We start from the raw sequence: 20761 nt of genomic DNA, 5'->3' as shown, positions 1-20761 counted from the left end.
GGCGTGCCCCGTGCGCGCTCCGCTACTCGGCGGCCTGTCGCGGCTCGTAGCCCAGGCGCCGGGCGAGCTCGTGCAGCAGCTTCTCGGCCGCGTCCGCGATCACCGTGCCCGGCGGGAAGACGGCGGAGGCTCCCATCTCGAGCAGCGTGGGCACGTCGTCGGGCGGGATCACGCCGCCGACCACGATCATCACGTCGCCGCGGTCGTAGCTCTCCAGCGCCTTCCTCAGCTCGGGGACGAGCGTGAGGTGCCCCGCAGCCAGCGAGGACACGCCGACGATGTGGACGTCGTTCTCGATCGCCTGCCGCGCCGCCTCCTCGGGCGTGGCGAAGAGCGGGCCGATGTCGACGTCGAAGCCCAGATCGGCGAAGGCGGAGGCGATCACCTTCTGGCCGCGGTCGTGGCCGTCCTGGCCCATCTTGGCGACGAGGATGCGCGGGCGCCGCCCGTCCTCCTCCTCGAAGGCCTCGACCAGCTCGCGCACGCGCTCCACCGCCGGCGACATGGCGCCCACCTCCCGCTTGTACACGCCCGAGATCGAGCGGATCTCGGCGCGGTGACGCCCCCACACCGTCTCGAGCGCCGCCGAGATCTCGCCCACCGTCGCCTTCGCGCGCCCGGCCTCGACGGCGAGCGCGAGGAGATTGCCCTCCCCGGTCTCGGCCGCCTTGGTCAGCGCCGCGCAGGCCGCCTCGACCGCGCCCTGGTCGCGCTCCGCGCGAAGCCGCTTCAGCTTGTCGAGCTGGAGCTGACGGACGTTGGCGTTGTCGACCTTGAGCACGTCGACCGGCCGCTCGTCGAGCGGCTTGAACATGTTGACGCCGATGACGGCCTGATTGCCGCTGTCGATCCGCGCCTGGGTGCGCGCCGCCGCCTCCTCGATCTTGAGCTTGGGCACGCCCGCCTCGATGGCCTTGGCCATGCCTCCGAGCGCCTCGACCTCCTCGATGTGCGCCATGGCTTTCTTCGCCAGCTCGGCGGTGAGCCGCTCGACGAAATGCGAGCCGCCCCAGGGGTCGATGACGCGCGTCGTACCGCTCTCCTGCTGGAGGAAGAGCTGGGTGTTGCGGGCGATCCGCGCGGAGAAGTCGGTGGGCAGCGCCAGCGCCTCGTCGAGCGCGTTGGTGTGCAGCGACTGGGTGTGCCCCTGCGTCGCCGCCATGGCCTCGATGCAGGTGCGCGTCACGTTGTTGAACACGTCCTGCGCGGTGAGCGACCAGCCCGACGTCTGCGAATGCGTACGCAGCGCGAGCGACTTCGGGCTCTTGGGCTCGAACTGCCGGACCAGCTTCGCCCAGATCAGGCGCGCGGCGCGCAGCTTCGCCACCTCCATGAAGAAGTTCATGCCGATCGCCCAGAAGAACGACAGGCGCGGGGCGAACTGGTCGATGGTCAGCCCCGCCGCCAGCCCGGCGCGGATGTACTCGACGCCGTCGGCCAGCGTGTAGGCGAGCTCGAGGTCCTGTGTCGCCCCGGCCTCCTGCATGTGGTAGCCGGAGATCGAAATGGAGTTGAACTTCGGCATGGTCTTCGAGGTGTAGGCGAAGATGTCCGAGATGATCCGCATGCTCGCGAGCGGCGGGTAGATGTAGGTGTTGCGGACCATGAACTCCTTGAGGATGTCGTTCTGGATCGTGCCGGCGAGCTTGTCGGCGGACACGCCCTGCTCCTCCGCGGCGACGATGTAGAGCGCCATCACCGGCAGCACCGCGCCGTTCATCGTCATCGACACGCTCATCTGGTCGAGCGGGATGCCGGAGAACAGCGTGCGCATGTCGTAGATCGAGTCGATCGCGACGCCCGCCATGCCGACGTCGCCCGCCACCCGCGGATGGTCGCTGTCGTAGCCGCGGTGGGTGGCGAGGTCGAAGGCGACCGAGAGGCCCTTCTGCCCGGCGGCGAGGTTGCGGCGGTAGAAGGCGTTCGAATCCTCCGCCGTGGAGAAGCCCGCGTATTGGCGCACCGTCCAGGGCTGGTTCACGTACATCGTCGGGTAGGGCCCGCGCAGATAGGGCGCGATGCCGGGCATCCCGTCGACGAAGGCGAGGCCCGCGCGGTCCTGCGGGCCATAGGCGCCCTTCACCGGGATGCCTTCCGGCGTCTCCCACGGCGCGCCGGCTTCGGCGCCGGCGGCGGCCTCGCCGCGCGCGGCGCGGGCGAAGGGGACGCTCGTGAAATCGGGCAGGGTGCTCTCGGATGTCGTGCTCGGAGTTTCCGTGCTCATCGTCTCACCTCCACGCGGCGGCTGCTCGGCGGCTCCCCATCCCTGTCATCCCGGACGCCGAAGGCGGTCCGGGACCCAGAACCACGGGTGCCTGCCATAGCGTGCGCGAAAGCGCGCGCGACCACCCAACGCCTGCATCGGCTCCCGGTGGACGGACGCGCTCTCGCGCGTCCTGACCCTGGCCTCTCGTGTTCTGGGTCCCGGGTCCGCTTCGCGGCCCGGGATGACAGCGAGAGCGCGCTCGCTCGGCTCGATGGATCATGTGGGTGCTCGCCGATCCGATCAAGCACGGGTGGCCTCCTCGGCGTGCGACAGCGCGCCCTCGAGCAGGCCGAGCAGGTCGACGCCCATGAAGACGAAGGCGTCGATGCCCGCTTCGCGCCAGGGGGCCTCGCGCGTGCCGGGGCGGCCGGCGAGGTAAAGGTGCCTGCAGCCCGCGGCCTTCATCGCGCGGGCGGCGTCGGCGGCCTGTTCCTCGTAGAGCGCGTCCGACGAGCACAGGCAGGCGATGGCGGCGCCGGACCCGGCGAAGGCCTCCGCCATGGCGCCATGATCGGGGAAGCCGTCGTTCGACAGGGCCGCGATGCCGCCCGCCTCGAAGGCGTTCGCCGCGAAGCCGGCGCGGGCGTTGAAGGCGGCGAGGGGGCCGATATTGGCCAGGAACACGGCCGGGCGCTTGCCGTGCGCGGCGAAGAGCGCGTCCGAGCGGTCGCGCAGGCGCTCCCAGGGTTCGGCGTCGCGGCGGCGGGGGAGGGGGCCGAGCGTGACGGGCTCGACGCCGGCCGGCGCGGCCATGAGGCGCGCGAGGCTCGCGCCCTCCGCGGCCGCGGCGACGAGGTCGGCGAAGGCCGCGACGGGCTTCGCCTCGGCATCGGTGGCGGAGGGCGGCGGCGCGTGCGGCGCCTCGTCGGCAACCATCGCCACCGCGACCGGCTTCTCGTCGAGGAAGGGGAACTCGGAGACGCCGGTGATGGCGTCCCTGCGCCTGGCGATGGCGGCGTCGCGCGCCGCGCGCGTCTCGCGGATGCGGTCCTGCACGGCCCCCGCGTGCAGGCTCTCCACGATCCCGCCCTCGCCCTCGATCTCCTGGAACAGTGCCCAGGCCTTCTCGCAGAGCGCATCCGTGAGCCCCTCGAGCGCGCCCGAGCCGGCGGCCGGGTCGGCGACGCGCCAGAGGTTCGATTCGTGCAGGAGCACGAGCTGCGTGTTGCGCGCCACGCGCCGGGCGAAGGCGTCGGGCAGCCCCAGCGCCGCCGTGAACGGCGTCACGACGAGGGAATCCGCCCCGCCCACGCCCGCCGAGAAGGTCGCGACCGTGGCGCGCAGGAGGTTCACCCACGGGTCGCGCCGCGTGGTCATGCGCCACGCGGTCTCGGCGTGGAGACGGATGGGCTTGGGCGTCAGGCCCGAGGCCTTCTCGATCCGCGCCCAGAGCGCGCGCAGCGCCCGCACCTTGGCGATGCCGAGGAACTCGTCGGCGTCGGCGACGAGCAGGAAGGAGAGCGCGTCGCGCGCGGCGTCGAGCCCGTGCCCGCCGGCCTCGAGCGCGCGCAGATAGGCGATGCCGGACGCGAGCACGAAGGCGAGCTCCTGCGCCTCGCTCGCGCCCGCCTCGTGGACCGGGCGCGCGTCGGCGAGGAAGGTACGACCCGTGAACCCGCGCGCGGAGAGATCGGCGAGCGTCTGCGCCGAGCGCTCCGCCACGATCGCCCACGGCGCCGACATCCGGCCCGCCGCGGCGGCGGCGCCGATCGGGTCGAGCGCGAGATCGATCGAGAGGTCCGCGAGCGGGTGGCCGCGGCGCTCGGCGAGCGCGATCAGCATCGCCGCCGCCTGCCGCCCGGCGCCGCCGGCGTCGAGCCGGACGTGAACGAGGTCGAGCATGACGCCGGCGAGCGTGGCGTCGAGGTCGTCGACGGTCTGCGCGGCGAGGCCGAAGCCGCGGGCGGCCGGCGCCTGCGGGAAGACCAGCGTCAGCGCGTCGGCGCCGCCCTCGAGATCCTCCAGCGCTTGCGCGTTCGCGGTCTCGCGGCGCGGGTCGTCGACGCGCTGGGCGACGCGCCAGGGGCCGTGGGCGTCGCGGCCGGGGCGGGCGGCGACGTCCGCTTTCTCGTAGAGCGGCTGGATCGCGAGCCCGTCCCAGGTGCGCGAGACGAGCCGCTTCTCGAAGTCGGCGCCCTTCAGCACGCCCTCGACCAGCGCGAGCCAGTCCGCGCGCGAGGGCGTCGGGAAATCGGCCGAGAGGGCGTCGTCGTCGATCATGGCGTTCGCTCCGCGGGACGTCCCCCCGGTCTACCGCCAAAGAAGGGGCCGACGGAAGCGCCACTTTGGTTCGGTCGCGGATGGAGGCGGGGCGCCGCCCGCGCGCGTCTCCCCCGCGTCTTGCGATCGTCACGCGCCCGTGCGAAGCGGCGCGGGTAGCATTCGATCGGAGCACCCCCCGTGACCATCCTCGTCTTCGACGTCGGCAACGTCCTCATCCGCTGGGACCCGCGCTTTCTCTACGAGAAGATGTTCGACGACGTCGAGCGGATGGAGTGGTTCCTCGCCAACGTCTGCACCGGCGACTGGAACCTCGAGATGGACCGCGGCGCGGTCTACGCCGACCACGTGGCGGCGCTGTGCGCGAAACATCCCGAATGGGAGGCGGAGATCCGCGCCTTCGACACGCGCTGGCAGGAGATGGTGCCCGGCGCCATCGCGCCCAACACCGCTCTGCTGGAGCGGCTCCTCGCCCGTGGCGAGCCGATCTACGCCATCACCAACTTCTCGCGGGAGAAGTGGGCGGAGGCGACCGAGCGCTTCCCCGTCCTCACCCGTTTCGAGGGCGTCGTCGTCTCCGCCCTCGAGCGGCTGGTGAAGCCCGACCCGGCGATCTACCGCACGCTGCTCGAGCGCTATCGCCTCGAGGCGGGGCGGTGCCTGTTCATCGACGATTCCGAGAAGAACGTCGCGGGCGCGCGGGCGGTGGGCATGCGCGCGCTGCACTGCCCGCTCGGTTTCGACCTCGCGGCGGGCCTGCGGGCCGAGGGGGTGGAGATCTGAGCGCGGACCCGGGCCGCGGGGCTACCGCGGCCGGCGAACGGGTGCCATACAGGTCGGCGAGGCTCCCGAGCGAGAGGAGACGCGCATGATCCTGGTCTGCGGCGAGGCGCTGATCGATCTCTTCGTCGGCGACGACGACGGCACCGCGCTCGCGGCCCGCGCGGTGCCCGGCGGCTCGCCCTTCAACGTGGCGATAGCCCTGGCGCGGCTCGGGCGCGAGACGGGCTTCTGCGGCGGGCTCTCGACCGACCGCTTCGGCGAGGTGCTCGCAGGCCGGCTCGCCCGCGACGGGGTCGACCTCTCGCTCGCCCCGCGGCTGCCCGCGCCGACGACGATCGGGGTCGTCGCCCCGCGCCCGAACGGGGACGTCTCCTACGCCTTCCACGGCCACGGCGCGGCCGACCGGAGCATCACGGGGGCGGACCTGCCCGCGGCGCTGCCGGAGGGCGTGCGCGCCCTCGCCTTCGGCTCCTTCTCGCTCGCGGTCGACCCGGCGGGCGCCGCCTATCTCGCGCTCGCGCGGCGGGAGGCCGAGCGGCGCGTCGTCTCCCTCGACCCCAACCTGCGGGCGATGGTGACGCCCGACCTCGCCGCCTGGCGCGCCCGCCTCGCGGACTTCCTCGCGGTCGCCGACATCGTCAAGGCGAGCGGGGAGGATCTGGCGGACGGGTTCGGGATCGACCCCGCCGACGAGGCGGCGCTCGCCGCCTGGGCGGAGGCGCGGCTCGCCGGCGGCGCGCGGCTCGTCGTGGCGACGCTCGGGGCGGCGGGGGTGCGGGCCTTCCTGCGCACCGCGCAGGGCACGGCGATGCGCGCGGTCGCGGGACGGTCGGTGACCGTGGCGGACACGGTGGGGGCGGGCGATACGCTGCACGCGGGCCTGCTGGCGCGGCTCGACGCGCGCGGGCTGCTCGACCGGGCCGGCCTCGAGAGGCTCGCGCCCGACGACGTCGCCGACGCGCTCGATTTCGCGGTGCGCGCCGCGTCCATCACCTGCGAGCGGCCGGGAGCGAACCCGCCGACGCTCGCCGAGGTCGAGGCGCGCGGCGCCTGACGGGCCGGAGAGGGGAGATCACGCCTTGCACGACCACGACCACGACGACCACGAACATGATCACGGCCACGGCCACAGCCATCTGGAGCCGATCGAGGCGCGGGTGAAGGCGCTGGAATCGATCCTCGTCGAGAAGGGCTACGTCGAGCCCGCCGCGATCGACGCGCTGATCGACACCTATGAGACCGAGGTCGGCCCGCGCAACGGCGCGCGGGTCGTCGCCCGCGCCTGGACCGATCCCGCGTTCCGCGATGCGCTGGCGGCGGACGCCACGGCGGGGATCGCGTCGATGGGCTTCGTCGGGCGCCAGGGCGAGCACATGGTGGCGGTCTTCAACACGCCCGACGAACATCATCTCGTCGTCTGCACCCTGTGCTCCTGCTATCCCTGGCCGGTGCTCGGCTTGCCGCCGACCTGGTACAAGTCCGCGCCCTACCGCGCGCGCGCCGTGATGGACCCGCGCGGCGTGCTCGCCGAGTTCGGGGTGACGCTCCCCGAGACGACGGCGATCCGGGTGTGGGATTCGACGGCCGAGGTGCGCTACCTCGTGGTGCCGATGCGCCCGGAGGGAACCGACGGCCTCGACGTGGAGGGCCTCTCCGACCTCGTCACCCGCGATTCGATGATCGGCACCGGGCTCGCGCGGGCGCCCGGCGCGGCGCGCGGGGAGGGCGCGCGATGAACGGGGCGCAGGATCTCGGCGGCATGCACGGCTTCGGGCCCGTGGTGCGGGAGGCGGACGAGCCGCTGTTCCACGCGCCGTGGGAGCGCCGCGCCTTCGGCGTCACGCTCGCCATGGGCGCGACCGGCTCCTGGACGCTCGACGCCTCGCGCCACGCCCGCGAGAGCCTGCCGCCGGCGGAATATCTCGCGGCTTCGTACTACGAGATCTGGGCGAAGGGGCTCGAGCGCCTCGTCGTCGCGGCGGGGCTCGTGGGGGCGGACGAACTCGCCGCCGGCCGCGCTCTGCGGCCGGGCGCCCGTCTCGCGCGGGTGCTCTCGGCGGAGGCCGTGCCGGCGGCGTTGGCGCGGGGCGGGCCGACGGACCGCGAGACGGCGGCGCCGCCGCGCTTCGCCGTCGGGGACCGTGTGCGCACGCGGGTGATCAACCCCGTCGGCCACACCCGCCTGCCGCGCTACGCCCGCGGCAAGACCGGCGAGATCGTGCTCCATCACGGCGCCCACGTCTTCCCGGATACGAACGCGCACGGGAAGGGCGAGGCGCCGCAGCACCTCTACACCGTGCGGTTCGCGGGGAGGGAATTGTGGGGCGAGGGGGCGGACCCGACGCTGTCCGTGTCGATCGACGCCTGGGAGAGCTACCTCGATGCGGCCTGACGACGCCTCGTCCCTCGCGCCCGAGGCGCCGGCCTTCTCGCAGCCCTGGCAGGCGAACGCCTTCGCGCTGGCGGTGGCGCTGAATGCGCGGGGCGTCTTCGGCTGGAGCGAGTGGGCGCGCACGCTCTCGGGCGCGCTGGCGGAGACGCCGGGTGCGGAGGCCGGCGGCGAGGGCTACTGGACCGCCTGGGTCGCGGCGCTGGAGCGGCTCTGCGCCGAGAAGGGACTCGCGGGGACCGCCGCCCTCGCCGAGCGCGCCGCCGCCTGGGAACGGGCGGCGGAGGCGACGCCGCACGGCGTGGCGATCAGGCTGGAGAACGATCCGCTGCGGTGAGGCGACGGCCCGCGCCGATCCCGTCGCCTCGCCGTCCGCGGAGCCCGGAATGCCTCAGGCCGCGCGGATCCCCGCCGTGAACGCCTCGACGCGGCTCGTCACGTCGGAGGCCGAGCCCGTGAGGCGGCGGGCGGCCTGGAGGACCTGGTCGGCGGCGGTGCCGGTCTGCGCGGCGGACTGGCGGAACTCGCCGACGAAGTCGTTGACGGCCTCCGTCCCGTTCGCCGCGTCGGAGACGTTCGAGGCGATCTCCTGCGTCGCCGACTGCTGCTCCTCGGCCGCCGACGCGATCGTGCCGGAGATCTCGTGCATGCGCTGGATCGTGGCGCCGATCGACTCGATCGCCTGCACCGCGCTGCCCGACGCCGTCTGGATGCGGCCGACCTGGGCGGCGATCTCGTCGGTGGCCTTGGCGGTCTGGTCGGCGAGCGTCTTCACCTCCGCGGCGACGACCGCGAAGCCCTTGCCGGCCTCGCCGGCGCGGGCCGCCTCGATGGTGGCGTTGAGCGCGAGCAGGTTCGTCTGCGAGGCGATCTCGCTGATGAGCGCGACGACCTCGCCGATGCGCTGGGCGTTGGCGGAGAGTTCGCGCATCGTCGCGTCCGTGCTGCGGGCGTCCTCCACCGCCTGCGAGGCGATCTGCGTCGCCTGCGCCACCTGGACGCTGATCTCGCGGGCGGAGGCGGCGAGCTCCTCGGCGGCGACCGCGACGGTGCGCATGGCCGAGCTCGTCTGCTGCGCGGTCACGGCGCCCGATTCGGAGCGTGTGCGGCCCTGATCGGCGCTCGCGCGCATGGCTTCGGCGGTCGCCTCCATCTCGCCGGCGGAGGCGCCGAGCGTCTGGACCAGCGTCTCGATGCGGCTCTCGAAGTCCTCGATCAGCTCGGCGACGCGCGCCGTGCGCTGCTCGCGGGCGGCGGTCTCGGCCGCCCGCTCGCGGGTCAGCTGCTCGCGCTCCACCGCGTTGCTCTTGAAGATCGCGACCGCGCGGGCCATTCCGCCGATTTCGTCGACGCGGTCCGCGAAGGGCACCTCCGTCGAGAGGTCGCCGTCGGCGAGCGCACGCATGGCGCCGGAGATGGCGCGGATCGGCTGGGTGAGCTGGCGGCGCGAGAGGTAGGCGGCGAACCCCACGCCGACGAGGATGCCGAGCCCGCCGATCGCGGCGATCGTCACGAGGCTCTGCCCGAACAGCGCCTCGAGCGTCCCCACGAACCGCTCGAGGTTCGTCGACTGCACGGCGGCGGTCGAGTTCATGATCTCATTGAGCGCGTCCTGCGCCGCGCGGTTCTCCTCGTTGTCGCCGAAGGCGCGTGCGGCCTCGGCGCCTCGCGTGCGCGCGAGCCGCACGATCTCGCGGCGCACGTCGGCGAAGGCGTCGACGTCCTCGCGGAAGCCGAGGAACAGGTGCATCCGGTCCGCCGAAACGAGGGGCTGCCAGGCATCGAGCATGACGCCCATCCGCTCGAGGTCGGCGAGCAGCGACTCGGCGTAGATCTCGACCTCGGCGGGGCTCGCGGCCATGTAGATTCCGCGCGTGTCGGCGACCGCGCCGTTGATCAGCGCGTTGGCGCGCTCGCTCAGGATCGCACGCTCCGCCGCGTTCTGGGCGAGCGCGACCTGATCGCGATACGTCGTCATGATCATCGCGCTCGCCGCGGTGACCGCGACGACGACGACGGCGAAGAGGCCGACGAGGCTGTAGATCTTCGCCGCGATGCTCCATCGGTCGATGAGCTTGCCCATTCTCATACCCTCGCTCGTGGTTCGCCCCGGGGCGCGGGGAGGCGCCGCCGGGGCGTTTGCAATTCACGAGCGTCAGGATCGACGCCCCACTCTTAAGACCCCGTTATTTACCAAGGGGCAGACGCAACCGTAAAGTTTTTGAACCGTTTCATGTCGCGGCGCGATCCGAGCCGTGGCGGCCTCGTCAGAGGGCGCCGGCCACGGCACGGCCGCACTCCAGTGTGCCGGCGTTGCCGCCGAGATCGCGGGTGCGCAGGGTCCGCTCCGCGAGCGTGCGCTCGATCGCCGCGACGATCTCGGCGGCCGCCTCGCGCTCGCCGAGATGGTCGAGCATCATCGCGCCCGACCAGATCTGCCCGATCGGGTTGGCGACGCCCTGGCCCGCGATGTCCGGCGCGGAGCCGTGGACGGGCTCGAACAGGGAGGGGTGGTCGCCCTCCGGGTTGATGTTGCCGGACGGCGCGATGCCGATGGTGCCCGTGCAGGCGGGGCCGAGGTCGGAGAGGATGTCGCCGAACAGGTTCGAGGCCACCACGACGTCGAACCAGTCCGGATGCAGAACGAAGTGCGCGGTCAGGATGTCGATGTGGAACTTGTCGACCGCGATCTCGGGGTAGGCCTTCGCCATCTCCGCCACCCGCTCGTCCCAGTACGGCATCGTGATGGAGATGCCGTTCGACTTGGTCGCCGAGGTGAGCTTCCTGCGCGGGCGCCGGCCCGCGAGCTCGAAGGCGTAGCGCAGCACGCGGTCGACGCCGATGCGCGTCATCACCGTCTCCTGGATCACCACCTCGCGGTCCGTGCCCGCGAACATGCGCCCGCCGACCGAGGAGTACTCGCCCTCGGTGTTCTCGCGCACGACGAGGAAGTCGATGTCGCCGGGCTCCCGCCCCGCGAGCGGCGAGGGGACGCCGGGCATGAGCTTGACCGGGCGCAGGTTGACGTACTGGTCGAACTCGCGGCGGAACAGCAGCAGCGAGCCCCACAGGGAGACGTGGTCGGGCACCGTCTCGGGCCAGCCCACCGCGCCGAAGTAGACGGCGTCGTGGCCGCCGATGCGTTCCTTCCAGTCCTCGGGCATCATTCGCCCGTGCCTGGCGAAGTAGTCGCAGGAGGCGAAGTCGAACCAGTCCTGCTCGAGCGTGAAGCCGTGGCGCTTCGCGGCCTCCTCGAGCACGCGCACGCCCTCGGGCACCACCTCCTTGCCGATCCCGTCACCGGGGATCACCGCGATCCTGTACGTGCGCGCCATGGCGTCCTCCCGTTCGTTGCCGCGCGATCATAGTGGCGGCACGGGCGAGCGGAAGCGCCGCGCACGTGAGCGCGGGCCAATCGGGCCTGGGAGCGGGGGGAGAGACGGGGAAATGGTACAGCTGGGCGGGCTCGAACCGCCGACCTTCGGAGCCACAATCCGACGCTCTAACCAACTGAGCTACAGCTGCATGGCGGGCCGCCGCGGGGACGCCGCGGGCCGGACCCGGCATATGGCCCAAATCGCCGGGGCGCGCAAGCCCCTGCGCGGGTCGCGCGCGGCTCCCCCGAGGGTCACCCGCGATCGGTGCGTGCCCGGGCGATCGGCGCCAGGGCGCGGGCGAGGTCCTCGGCGTGGAAGGGCTTGGCGAGGCGCGGCCAGTCGCCCGCGGCCTCGCCGAAGCCGGTGAGCAGCACGACCGGCAGGTCGGGTCGGCGCTCCCGCAGCGCCTGCGCGAGCGCGAGCCCAGTCATGCCGGGCATGGCGAGGTCCGTGAGCACGACGTCGAACCCCTCTTGCGCCTCGAGCCGCTCCAGCGCCTCGGCGGCGGAGCCGACCGCCACGACGCGGTGGCCGGCGTCGGCCAGGAGGTCGCGCGTGCCGGCGAGCACCAGCGGGTCGTCGTCGACGAGGAGGACGGCGAGCGGCGGCAGCGGCCCGTCGCGCGGCTCTGCGACCGCGGCCGGCGTGATGTCCGCCGCGTCCGCCGTGGGCAGCAGGATCACGGCCTCGGTGCCGACGCCGGGCTCGCTCGCGAGGCGCAGCGCGCCGCCGGACTGGGCTGCGAGGCCGTGGACCATGGAGAGGCCGAGCCCCGTGCCCTTGCCGATCTCCTTCGTCGTGTAGAAGGGCTCGGCGGCGCGCGCGAGCGTCTCGGCGTCCATGCCGCAGCCCGTGTCGCGCACAGCGATGCGCACGTAGCGCCCAGGAGCGAGGCAGGCGGGATCGCCCTCAGAGATGGTGGTCTCGCTCGCGGAGACGACGAGCCGCCCGCCCTCGGGCATGGCGTCGCGGGCGTTGACCGCGAGGTTGAGGAGCGCGAGCTCGAGCTGGTTGGCGTCGACCCGAACCGGCGGGAGGGCGTCCGGAAAGCGCGTCTCGACGTCGATCATCGGGCCGAGCGAGCGGCGCAGCAGGTCCATCATGCCCGAGACGAGACCGGCGATGTCGAGGATCGTCGGCGCGAGCGCCTGGCGCCGCGCGAAGGCGAGGAGGCGATGCGTCAGCGCCGCCCCGCGCTCCGTTGCGGTCAACGCGTTTTCGAGGTAGCGCCGCGCCTTGGCGTCCTCCTCGGGCACGCGCTTGGCGAGGAGCTCGAGGCTCGACAGCGTCGCCGCGAGCAGGTTGTTGAAGTCGTGCGCGACGCCGCCGGTGAGCTGGCCGACCGCCTCCATCTTCTGGACCTGACGCAGCGTCTCCTCCGCCTTCTCACGTTCCGCGATCTCGCGCCGCAGCGCCGCCAGCGCCGCGTCGCGCTCGGCGATGCGCGCCTCGAGGCTCGCGTTCGCCGCGGCGAGCTGCCTGGGCGAGGGCAGCGCGAGCGCGGCGGGCAGGAGCGGCCAGAGGATCGCGGCGGTGGCGAGCGAGACGAGCGCGGTGAAGCCCTTGAGCAGGGCCTGGGCGCCGTAGTCCGGGTTCCACAGCGTCCAGATGGAGAAGAAGTGCGTCGCCCCGCAGGCGAGGATGAACAGCGCGAAGCACCAGAACACCCAGCCGAACGTGACGTCGCGCCGCTTGATCACGAAGGCGCCGAGCGCCAGCGGGATCGAGAAGTAGGCCGCGCCGATCAGCGCGTCCGAGACGACGTGCGCATAGATCAGCTCGGGGCGCCAGGTCAGGCACATGCCGTGGGGCGCGAGGCTCTCGGGGGAGAAGAGCTGGCGCAGGATCTCGAGCATTCGGTCTCTCCGGACGCGCGGCGCAAAGGCGCGGCGCGGCCGGAGCTTAGTTCAGATCACTTGGGCGATCTCGTGATTTGTGCGGGATCGCCTCAGAGCGGGAACATGTTCTGCGGGCTGACGCCGCCGTTGCGGATCATCTCGCGCACGCGCTCCTTCGCCTCGGCGAGGGTGAGGACGTCGGGCAGCGGGTACTGGGCGCCGTTCGGCCCGTGCGCCGAGTAGTCGCCCGTGCGCGAATCCCAGCGGATCTCGAGCTGGCCGATGCCCTCGACGCCGGCCCAGCCCTGGCCGATCCGCGTCGCCTGATCGGTCGGGATGTTCGCCACCGGCGGGCCGGCGAGCGGGAACATGTTCTGCGGGCTCACGCCGCCGCCGGCGATCATCGCGCGCACGCGCGCCTGCGCCTCCTGGAGGGTGTCGGCACCGCGGAGCGGGTACTGCGCGCCGCCGGGTCCGTGCGCCGAGTAGTCGCCGGTGCGCGAATCCCAGCGAATCTCGAGCTGCCCGATGCCCTCCACGCCGGCCCAGCCCTGGCCGATGCGGATCGGCTGATCGGTGGGGATGTTCGCCACCGGCGGGCCGGCGAGCGGGTGGAGGTTCTCCGGCGAAAATCCGCCGCCGCGGATGAGGGCGCGGGCCTGCTCGCGTGCCTCCTCCAGCGAGCCGGCGTTCGGCAGAGGGTGCTGGGCGCCGTTGCGGCCGTGCACCGAGTAGCGCTCGGCGACGGGGTCGTAGCGCAGCTCCGCCTGGCCGATGCCCGGCACGCCGACCCAGCCGTAGGAGACCCGCTCCCCGCCGGCGCGCGCGCCGTCGAGGGCGGCGAGCTCGTCGATCCGCAGGGTCTGGAGCCCGCGCGGGCGCAGGCCGTCGACCGTGTTGTCCCAGGGGTAGAGCTCGGCGGCGAGGCGGTTGGCCTCGTCGGTGCGCCCGAGCAGGGCGTTGACGAGCACGAGCGCGGCCTTGCGTCCCTCGGGCGGCAGGTCGCCGAACACGGCCTGCGGGTTCTGGAGCGCCTGGAGCATCAGGGCGTATTGCTGCGCGGGGTCGCTGACGCCGCGCTCGAAGGCGCGCTCGATCACCTGCCCCCAGTCCGAGCCCTCCTGCGTCAGGTTGGTGTAGCGGGGGTCGAAGTCGCGCAGCACCGAGTTGTTCAGGCTCGACGGCATGAACCCGCCGCCGAGCGCGCGGCTCTCGATCTCGTCGCCGAAGAGCGCGGCGAGCTGGTCCATCGGGATCTCGTTGCCGTTGATGATCAGGGCGCTGGGGGCGCCGTTCTCGATGACCATCTGGATCGGCACCTCGGAATAGCCGACGCCGCCCCAGACGTTGGCGCCGGTCACCTGCGAGGCGCCCTCGATCACGAGAGCGGCGCCGGGAAACTTCGTGGCGAGCAGCCGCGCCGCGCCGTCGTTGAGGGCGTAGGCCGCGCCGAAGTTGACGTTGACGATGTGCCTCCCGCGGTCCTGGATCGCGTTGCCGATCGTCAGCGCGTCCTGCCGCGAGTTGGCGAAGAGCAGAATGTCGCCCGAGGGGGAGGGGATGACGGCGGTCCAGCCCACGCCGGCCTGGTCGGTGAAGCTGCCGTCGGCCGCCTGGCCGGCGGTGCCGACGTACGACAGGCCCTGCCGGATCGGCCCCCAGGGCGTGGGGATCGAGGGCAGCGGCTGGACCGGACGCGCACCGAAATAGCTCCAGTTGCCGTTCTCGAGGCCGTAGAGGGCGAAGTTGCCGGCGGGCGCGAGGAAACCCGGGACGCCGCCGGGCATGCGCGGCGTCGTCGCCCCGAACACCAGCGCATCCGGCGTCAGCGCCTCGCGCGCGGCGTCGATCAGGTCGATCGGCGCGGTCTGGGCGACGATCAGGGGACCGCCGGTGCCGGTGGTGGTTCCGACGCCGCCGGCGCCGGGCGTCGGCTGCGGCATCACGAAGCCGAAGTCGGTCGGGCCGGTCCGGCCGGTTCCCGTCGTTGCGGTGTCGAGGCGGGTATCGAGCGTCGTCATGATCACCTCCGTGCGATGGCTCGCGAGCGGGCGCATCTCCGCGCCCGGCCGGGCGCCCAGCGACCATCGTGAAGCCGTCTTCGTATCGGGAGATGTTGTAGACGAAAGATTATATAACATCAACGCAAATAAGATAATTTAAAATTATATCACATATAAGCTACTATTCGTCTGGAGGGCACTAGAAGATCTTCGTCATCGACGTGAATCGGTTCAAGTGCTGGTACGTTCGCCCTGCGGCGTACGGCCCGGGCGTGCCGGAGGCGCGCGCCCTTCGGGATCCACGCGCCGGGATGCTTCAAAAATCCAGATCCACCCGGCTCCCCCCGGCCGCACCACCGTCCCGATACAGGCTCGCGTCCCCCGCGAACGCCGGCTCCCCCGCGTCCCGGAAGCGGTTCACGATCGGGTAGCGGCGGTCGCGGCCGAAGCTGCGGCGGGTGACCTTCACGCCCGGCGCGGCCTGCCGGCGCTTGTACTCGGCGATGGTGAGGAGCCGCTCGACCTTGCGGACCACGTCCGCGTCGTGGCCCCGCGCCACGATGTCGGAGATGCGGGTCTCGCCCTCGACGAGGAGCGCGAGGATGTCGTCGAGCACGTCGTAGGGCGGCAGCGAATCCTGGTCGGTCTGGTTCTCGCGCAGCTCGGCGGTGGGGGGCTTGGTGATGATCCGCTCGGGGATGACGACGCCGTCGGGGCCCCGCGCGCCCGGCGGCTTCCAGGAGTTGCGCAGGTGCGAGAGGGCGAAGACCTCGGTCTTGTAGAGGTCCTTCACCGGGTTGAAGCCGCCGTTCATGTCGCCGTAGAGGGTGGAGTAGCCCACCGACATCTCGGACTTGTTGCCCGTGGTCACCACCATGGCGCCGAACTTGTTCGAGATCGCCATGAGCAGCGTGCCGCGGGTGCGGCTCTGGACGTTCTCCTCGGTGACGCCGGGCTCGGTGCCCGCGAAGAGCGGCGCGAGCACGCGCTCGGCGCCCTCCACCGCGTCCGCGATCGGCAGAATGTCGTAGCGCACGCCGAGCGCCCGCGCGCAGGCGGCGGCGTCCTCGAGCGAGGTCGAGGCGGTGTAGCGGTAGGGCAACATCACGCAATGCACGCGCTCGGGGCCGAGCGCGTCGACCGCCATCGCCGCGCACAGGGCCGAATCGATGCCGCCCGAGAGGCCGAGCACGACGCCCGGGAAGCCCGTCTTCTCGACGTAGTCGCGCAGCCCCAGCACACAGGCGGCGTAGTCCGCCCGCGCGCCCTCGGGGGCGACGTCGCGGGGCGCGTCCGTGCAGCGCCAGCCGTCCGGCCCGCGCTCCCAGGTGGTGGTGACGACGCACGCGGCGAAGCTCGGCAGCATGCCGGCCAGCGCGCAGTCCGCCTGGAGCAGGAAGGAGGCGCCGTCGAAGACGAGCTCGTCCTGGCCGCCGACCTGGTTCACGTAGATCATCGGGAGGCCGCTCTCGGTCACCCGCGCGGCGGCGATGGAGAAGCGCTCGTCGGTCTTGCCGCGCCAGTAGGGCGAGCCGTTTGGCACGACGAGGATCTCCGCCCCCGTCTCCGCGAGGCACTCGACCACCTCCTCGCCCCAGATGTCCTCGCAGATCGGCGCGCCGACGCGCACGCCGCGGATCATGATCGGGCCGGGGAGCGGGCCGGGTTCGAACACCCGCTTCTCGTCGAAGGGGCCGTAATTCGGGAGGTCCACCTTGTGGCGCACGGCCCCGACGCGGCCCTCGTCGAGATAGGCGTAGGAATTGTGGAGCGTGCCGCCCTCCACGAATGGGAGGCCGATGAGCACCGCGGGGCCGCCGTCGGCGGTGTCGCGCGCGAGGCTCTCGAGCGCGCTTCGGCAGGCGTCCTGGAAGGCGGGCTTGAGGACGAGGTCCTCCGCCGGGTAGCCGGCGAGGAACAGTTCGGTGAAGACGACGAGGTCCGCGCCCTCGGCCGCCGCCTCGGCCCGCGCCCTGCGGGCGAGGGCGAGGTTGGCGTCGACGGCGCCGAGGGTGGGGTCGAGCTGCGCGAGGGCGATGCGGAAGGTCGTGCGGGTCATGGCGGGCAATCTACGTCAGCCGCCGCGTCACGGCAAAGGGCGCGCTGAGGGCTGTCGTGCCCAACCGGCAGGGTGAGGATGCGGTTCCCGGCGGTTGGGAGGACGCGCCGCGACGTCGAGGGCGCGCGTTCGGGAGCTCCCCTCTCCCTCGTGGAGAGGGGCTGGGGGTGTGGGGCGGGCAGGATGGGCGGCGACGTCGATGCGGGCGCGGACGTGGTGGTGGGGCATGGGCGTGGAGATCGTTCTGCACGCCCCCCACCCCCGCCCTTCCCCACGAGGGGAAGGGGAGGACCTCGGCGCTCGGCATCGACGGTCGCGACCCCCTCAGCCGCCCTCGCGCCCGAGCGCGGTGCGGATCATCGCGAAGGCGTCCTCGCTCGCCCATTCCGCCGGACCCTTGAGCACGGCGAGTTCGCAGCCCGCACCGTCCACGAGGATCGTCGTCGGCAGGCCCACGACGTGGCCCGAGCGCTGGAGGGTCTGCATCAGCGTGCCGTCGTTCTCGGCGTAGTAGGCGAGGTCGTCGATGCCGTGCTCCTCGAGCCAGGCACGGGGGCGGTCGAGGTGGCGGGTGTCGACGTTGATCGCCACGACCTCGAAATCCGCGCCACCATACGTCTCCTGGAGGGCGTCCAGCGCCGGCATCTCCTCGCGGCAGGGCGCGCACCAGGTGGCCCAGAGGTTGAGGAGCACCGCCTTGCCTGCGAAGTCAGCGAGCGTCAGCGGCTCGCCCTGCGGGCCCGAGAACGCGATCTGCGGCGCGAGGCGGGGCGTCGCGTGCACGGACACCGCCGCGACCTCGCCGGTGGCGGTCGGCGCGAGGCGCGCGAGCGTCTCCTGCGCGGGGATGCAGGCCTCGGCGACGGCTTCGCTGTTGCGGGAGACGAGCGCGAAAGCTACGAGTGCGCCGACGACGAGGCCGCCCGCGACCACGATCGGGCCGCGGCGCAGCCCGCGCGGGCGATGGGATTTCGTCTCGTCGGTCATCGGCATACTCGAGCTTCAGAGGTCACGCGTGAGCAATCGGATGTGGGGCGGCCGGTTCGAGACCGGCCCGGCGGAGATCATGGAGGAGATCAACGCCTCCATCGATTTCGACAAGCGGCTCGCGGCCCAGGACATCCGGGGCTCGCTCGCGCACGCGGCGATGCTCGGCGAGACCGGCATTCTGTCCGCCCAGGATGTGGGCGCGATTTCCGACGGTCTCAAGTCGATTCTCGCCGAGATCGAGGCCGGAACGTTCACGTTCTCGCGGGCGCTCGAGGACATCCACATGAACGTGGAGTCGCGCCTGCGCGAGATCGTGGGGCCCGCGGCGGGGCGCCTCCACACCGCGCGCTCGCGCAACGACCAGGTCGCCACCGACATGCGGCTGTGGGTGCGCGACACCGTGGACGCGCTCGACGCCCAGCTCGCCGGGCTCCAGCAGGCGCTCGCCGAGAAGGCGCAGACCTTCGCCGGCGCGGTGATGCCGGGCTTCACGCACCTGCAGTCGGCGCAGCCCGTGACCTTCGGGCACCATTGCCTGGCCTATGTCGAGATGCTCGCGCGCGACCGCGGGCGGCTCGCGGACGCGCGTCGACGCATGAACGAGTGCCCACTCGGCGCCGCCGCGCTCGCCGGCACGTCCTTCCCCATCGACCGCGCCATGACGGCGGCGGCGCTCGGCTTCGACCGGCCGACCGCGAACTCGCTCGATTCGGTCTCGGACCGCGACTTCGCGCTCGAAACGCTCGCGGCGGCCGCGATCTGCGCCGTGCATCTCTCCCGGCTCGCCGAGGAGATCACCTTGTGGATGACGCCGCAATTCGCCTTCATCAAGCTCTCGGACGCCTTCACCACCGGCTCCTCGATCATGCCGCAGAAGCGAAACCCCGACGCCGCCGAGCTCGTGCGCGGCAAGACGGGGCGCGTGCTCGGCGCGCTCCAGGGGCTCCTCGTCGTGATGAAGGGGCTGCCGCTGACCTATTCGAAGGACATGCAGGAGGACAAGGAGGGCGTGTTCGACGCGCTCCAGACGCTCTCGCTGTGCATCGCGGCGATGAGCGGCATGGTCCGTGACCTCGAGCCCGATACGAAGGCGATGAAGAAGTGGGCGGGGGCGGGCTTCTCCACCGCGACCGATCTCGCCGACTGGCTCGTGCGCGTGCTCGACCTCCCCTTCCGCGACGCGCACCACGTGACGGGCCGCCTCGTCGGGCTCGCGGCGAAGCGAGGGGTGGGGCTCGAGAAGCTCACCCTCGCCGAGATGCAGGAAGTCGAGCCGCGGATCGGGCAGGAGATCTTCGACGTGCTCGGCGTCGAGAAGTCGGTGAAGAGCCGCACGAGCTGGGGCGGCACCGCGCCGGCGAACGTCAGGCGCCAGGCCGAGCGCTGGCTCGCGCAGCTCGCGAAGGAGGCGAGCGCCCGGGGCTGATCGCCGCCGCCACGCCGCGCCCGGAACGGACCGCCCTCGGCGGGAACGGGACGCGGGTGCCGGTGGGCTCCCGCGAACCGCTCCGCCGAGGGCGCACGGTGAATCTCGGGGTTCGGCGCCCCGGACGGCGGCTCAGTTCATCCCGAGCCGCTCGCGCAGCGTGCGGGCGAGCGCGTCCACGGTCGCCCGCGGCTCGGCGCCTTCCGTGATCTCGACGAGGGAGGCCGCGATCAGGTCGGTGACGGCGACGCCCTCCGGGCCGGGGAAGGCGTACCAGGGGCCGCCGTAGGTCACGACCTGCTCGTGGGCGATCTTGGCGTTGGGGTTCGCCTCGTACCAGGCGCCGAGATAGGCCTCGTCCTCCAGCACGATGCCGTTCGCCGGCGCGTAGCCGGTGTTCTCGACGATGATCTTCTGCCCCTCGGGACCGGTGACGAAGGAGATCCACTCCCACGCCGCCTGCTGCTTGGCCTCGTCCTCGGTCAGCAGCACCACGGCCGAGCCGCCGGTGGGGAAGTAGACCGACTCCGCGTTCTCGGCGACGACGGGCAGCGGCTTCACCACGATGTCGAAGTTCTCGCCGGACGCCTGCTCGAAGCGGGCGAGGAGCGAGGAGGACTCGAGCATGATGCCCAGCGTCCCGGCCGGGAAGGCCTGGCGCGCCTGGTCGGTGCCGTAGCGCGGCATGCCGCCCTCCGACGCGAAGCGCGCGAACAGCTCCGCGGCCGCGTAGCCGGCCGCGTCGTCGAAGGCGATGTCGCTCTCGTCGGCGGTGAGCGGGCGCCCGCCGTGCGAGCCCAGCAGGGACTGGAAGCGCCAGTCGTGCCGCTGGATCCAGATGCCGTCGATGTCGTCGCCCAGCGCGTCGATCTGCGCCGCGAGGGCGATGACGCCGTCGAACGTGGTGGGGAAGTCCTCCATCGACCCGCCCGCCTGCGCGACGAGCTCGGGGTTGACGTACATCACGAGCGTCGAGCCGGAGGTGGCGAGAGCGTGCTGGACGCCCTCGTAGCGCCCGAGCGAGCGCAGAGCCGGCGTGTAGCCGGCCTCGGCCCAGGCCGCGTCGTCGCCGAGGAAGCCGTCGAGCGGAACCGGCAGGCCGCGGGCCTCCAGCACGCGCCACAGGTTCAGGCCGACGAAGGCGACGTCGGGCAGGTTGCCGGCGACGGACTCGCGCAGGAGGCGCTGCACGCCGTCCTCGTAGCTCTCGGCGGGGCCGTCGTAGACGATGTCGATCTGCGGATGCGCGGCTTCGAAGGCGGCCTCGAGGGCGCGCTTCGAATCCGTCCAGATGGTGGGGATGGAGTAGTGCACGCGCAGCTGGGTGGTCTGCGCCTGCGCCGCGCCGGCGGTGATCAGGGCGAGCGCGGTCGCCGTCAGGAAGGTCCTCATCGCTGTCGTCTCCTGGTC

15 protein-coding genes and 1 tRNA gene are annotated in these 20761 nt (G+C 72.5%); 6 read left to right on the top strand and 10 right to left on the bottom strand.

What is annotated here, in order from left to right; genetic code table 11:
• Window positions 1-22: 22 nt before the first annotated feature.
• Complete coding sequence (gene scpA, locus AB9M23_RS16810) at window positions 23-2224, bottom strand: methylmalonyl-CoA mutase (protein ID WP_372425723.1); 2202 nt, start codon at window positions 2222-2224, stop codon at window positions 23-25.
• A gap of 282 nt (window positions 2225-2506) precedes the next feature.
• Complete coding sequence (locus AB9M23_RS16805; RefSeq protein ID WP_372425770.1) at window positions 2507-4483, bottom strand: methylmalonyl-CoA mutase family protein; 1977 nt, start codon at window positions 4481-4483, stop codon at window positions 2507-2509.
• Between the two features lie 183 nt (window positions 4484-4666).
• Here AB9M23_RS16805 and AB9M23_RS16800 point away from each other — a divergent pair, with 183 nt between their 5' ends.
• The 5 genes from AB9M23_RS16800 to AB9M23_RS16780 all read left to right on the top strand — a co-directional run bounded on the left by AB9M23_RS16800 (window position 4667) and on the right by AB9M23_RS16780 (window position 7995).
• Window positions 4667-5269, top strand: coding sequence for an HAD family hydrolase (locus AB9M23_RS16800; protein ID WP_372425722.1), 603 nt, complete (start codon window positions 4667-4669; stop codon window positions 5267-5269).
• A gap of 85 nt (window positions 5270-5354) precedes the next feature.
• The gene (locus tag AB9M23_RS16795) at window positions 5355-6323 is read left to right on the top strand and encodes a carbohydrate kinase family protein (protein WP_372425721.1); all 969 of its coding nucleotides are present in this window, start codon (window positions 5355-5357) and stop codon (window positions 6321-6323) included.
• 25 nt (window positions 6324-6348) lie between these two features.
• On the top strand, window positions 6349-7005 hold the full coding sequence (gene nthA, locus AB9M23_RS16790; RefSeq protein ID WP_372425720.1) for a nitrile hydratase subunit alpha: 657 nt from the start codon (window positions 6349-6351) through the stop codon (window positions 7003-7005).
• Complete coding sequence (nthB, locus tag AB9M23_RS16785) at window positions 7002-7661, top strand: nitrile hydratase subunit beta (protein WP_372425719.1); 660 nt, start codon at window positions 7002-7004, stop codon at window positions 7659-7661. Before nthA ends, nthB begins: the two co-directional genes overlap by 4 nt.
• On the top strand, window positions 7651-7995 hold the full coding sequence (locus AB9M23_RS16780) for a nitrile hydratase accessory protein (protein WP_372425718.1): 345 nt from the start codon (window positions 7651-7653) through the stop codon (window positions 7993-7995). The genes nthB and AB9M23_RS16780 overlap by 11 nt, the downstream gene beginning before the upstream one ends.
• A 54-nt stretch (window positions 7996-8049) precedes the next feature.
• On the opposite strand, the gene AB9M23_RS16775 is transcribed toward AB9M23_RS16780, so the two are convergent.
• The 7 genes from AB9M23_RS16775 to tlpA form a co-directional block, all read right to left on the bottom strand.
• The gene (locus tag AB9M23_RS16775) at window positions 8050-9741 is read right to left on the bottom strand and encodes a methyl-accepting chemotaxis protein (protein ID WP_372425717.1); all 1692 of its coding nucleotides are present in this window, start codon (window positions 9739-9741) and stop codon (window positions 8050-8052) included.
• A gap of 184 nt (window positions 9742-9925) precedes the next feature.
• The gene (locus tag AB9M23_RS16770) at window positions 9926-10993 is read right to left on the bottom strand and encodes a tartrate dehydrogenase (protein WP_372425716.1); all 1068 of its coding nucleotides are present in this window, start codon (window positions 10991-10993) and stop codon (window positions 9926-9928) included.
• A 113-nt stretch (window positions 10994-11106) separates the two neighbouring features.
• Window positions 11107-11183: transfer RNA gene (locus AB9M23_RS16765), tRNA-His, on the bottom strand.
• 103 nt (window positions 11184-11286) lie between these two features.
• Window positions 11287-12891: a response regulator gene (locus AB9M23_RS16760; RefSeq protein WP_372425715.1), complete on the bottom strand. Its 1605-nt coding sequence runs from the start codon at window positions 12889-12891 to the stop codon at window positions 11287-11289.
• Between the two features lie 92 nt (window positions 12892-12983).
• A complete protein-coding gene (locus AB9M23_RS16755; RefSeq protein ID WP_372425714.1) occupies window positions 12984-14894 on the bottom strand; it encodes a hypothetical protein in 1911 nt (636 codons plus the stop codon).
• Between the two features lie 298 nt (window positions 14895-15192).
• Window positions 15193-16935, bottom strand: coding sequence for an NAD+ synthase (locus tag AB9M23_RS16750; RefSeq protein WP_372425713.1), 1743 nt, complete (start codon window positions 16933-16935; stop codon window positions 15193-15195).
• A 324-nt stretch (window positions 16936-17259) separates the two neighbouring features.
• On the bottom strand, window positions 17260-17922 hold the full coding sequence (tlpA, locus tag AB9M23_RS16745) for a thiol:disulfide interchange protein TlpA (RefSeq protein ID WP_372425712.1): 663 nt from the start codon (window positions 17920-17922) through the stop codon (window positions 17260-17262).
• A gap of 28 nt (window positions 17923-17950) precedes the next feature.
• On the opposite strand from tlpA, the gene argH reads away from it, so the two are divergent.
• Window positions 17951-19351 (top strand): argininosuccinate lyase, encoded by a 1401-nt coding sequence (argH, locus tag AB9M23_RS16740; protein ID WP_372425711.1) that lies wholly within the window; start codon window positions 17951-17953, stop codon window positions 19349-19351.
• Window positions 19352-19483: 132 nt separating this feature from the next.
• Here the strand turns inward: argH and AB9M23_RS16735 are convergent, their stop codons facing one another.
• Complete coding sequence (locus AB9M23_RS16735) at window positions 19484-20743, bottom strand: extracellular solute-binding protein (protein ID WP_372425710.1); 1260 nt, start codon at window positions 20741-20743, stop codon at window positions 19484-19486.
• Between the last annotated feature and the right edge of the window lie 18 nt (window positions 20744-20761).

This window comes from Salinarimonas chemoclinalis (genome assembly GCF_041514305.1).
GTDB classification, from domain to species: Bacteria; Pseudomonadota; Alphaproteobacteria; order Rhizobiales; family Beijerinckiaceae; genus Salinarimonas; species Salinarimonas chemoclinalis.
Note: the sequence above shows the minus strand (reverse complement) of the source record. Positions and strands in the feature narration are given on the sequence as shown.

Excerpts from the sequence above, each read along its gene's own strand:
- scpA (WP_372425723.1), bottom strand. The coding sequence starts at position 2,224 with ATGAGCACGGAAACTCCGAGCACGACATCCGAGAGCACCCTGCCCGAT.
- AB9M23_RS16795 (WP_372425721.1), top strand. The coding sequence starts at position 5,355 with ATGATCCTGGTCTGCGGCGAGGCGCTGATCGATCTCTTCGTCGGCGAC.
- nthB (WP_372425719.1), top strand. The coding sequence starts at position 7,002 with ATGAACGGGGCGCAGGATCTCGGCGGCATGCACGGCTTCGGGCCCGTG.
- AB9M23_RS16780 (WP_372425718.1), top strand. The coding sequence starts at position 7,651 with ATGCGGCCTGACGACGCCTCGTCCCTCGCGCCCGAGGCGCCGGCCTTC.
- AB9M23_RS16775 (WP_372425717.1), bottom strand. The coding sequence starts at position 9,741 with ATGGGCAAGCTCATCGACCGATGGAGCATCGCGGCGAAGATCTACAGC.
- AB9M23_RS16770 (WP_372425716.1), bottom strand. The coding sequence starts at position 10,993 with ATGGCGCGCACGTACAGGATCGCGGTGATCCCCGGTGACGGGATCGGC.
- AB9M23_RS16760 (WP_372425715.1), bottom strand. The coding sequence starts at position 12,891 with ATGCTCGAGATCCTGCGCCAGCTCTTCTCCCCCGAGAGCCTCGCGCCC.
- AB9M23_RS16755 (WP_372425714.1), bottom strand. The coding sequence starts at position 14,894 with ATGACGACGCTCGATACCCGCCTCGACACCGCAACGACGGGAACCGGC.
- AB9M23_RS16750 (WP_372425713.1), bottom strand. The coding sequence starts at position 16,935 with ATGACCCGCACGACCTTCCGCATCGCCCTCGCGCAGCTCGACCCCACC.
- tlpA (WP_372425712.1), bottom strand. The coding sequence starts at position 17,922 with ATGACCGACGAGACGAAATCCCATCGCCCGCGCGGGCTGCGCCGCGGC.
- AB9M23_RS16735 (WP_372425710.1), bottom strand. The coding sequence starts at position 20,743 with ATGAGGACCTTCCTGACGGCGACCGCGCTCGCCCTGATCACCGCCGGC.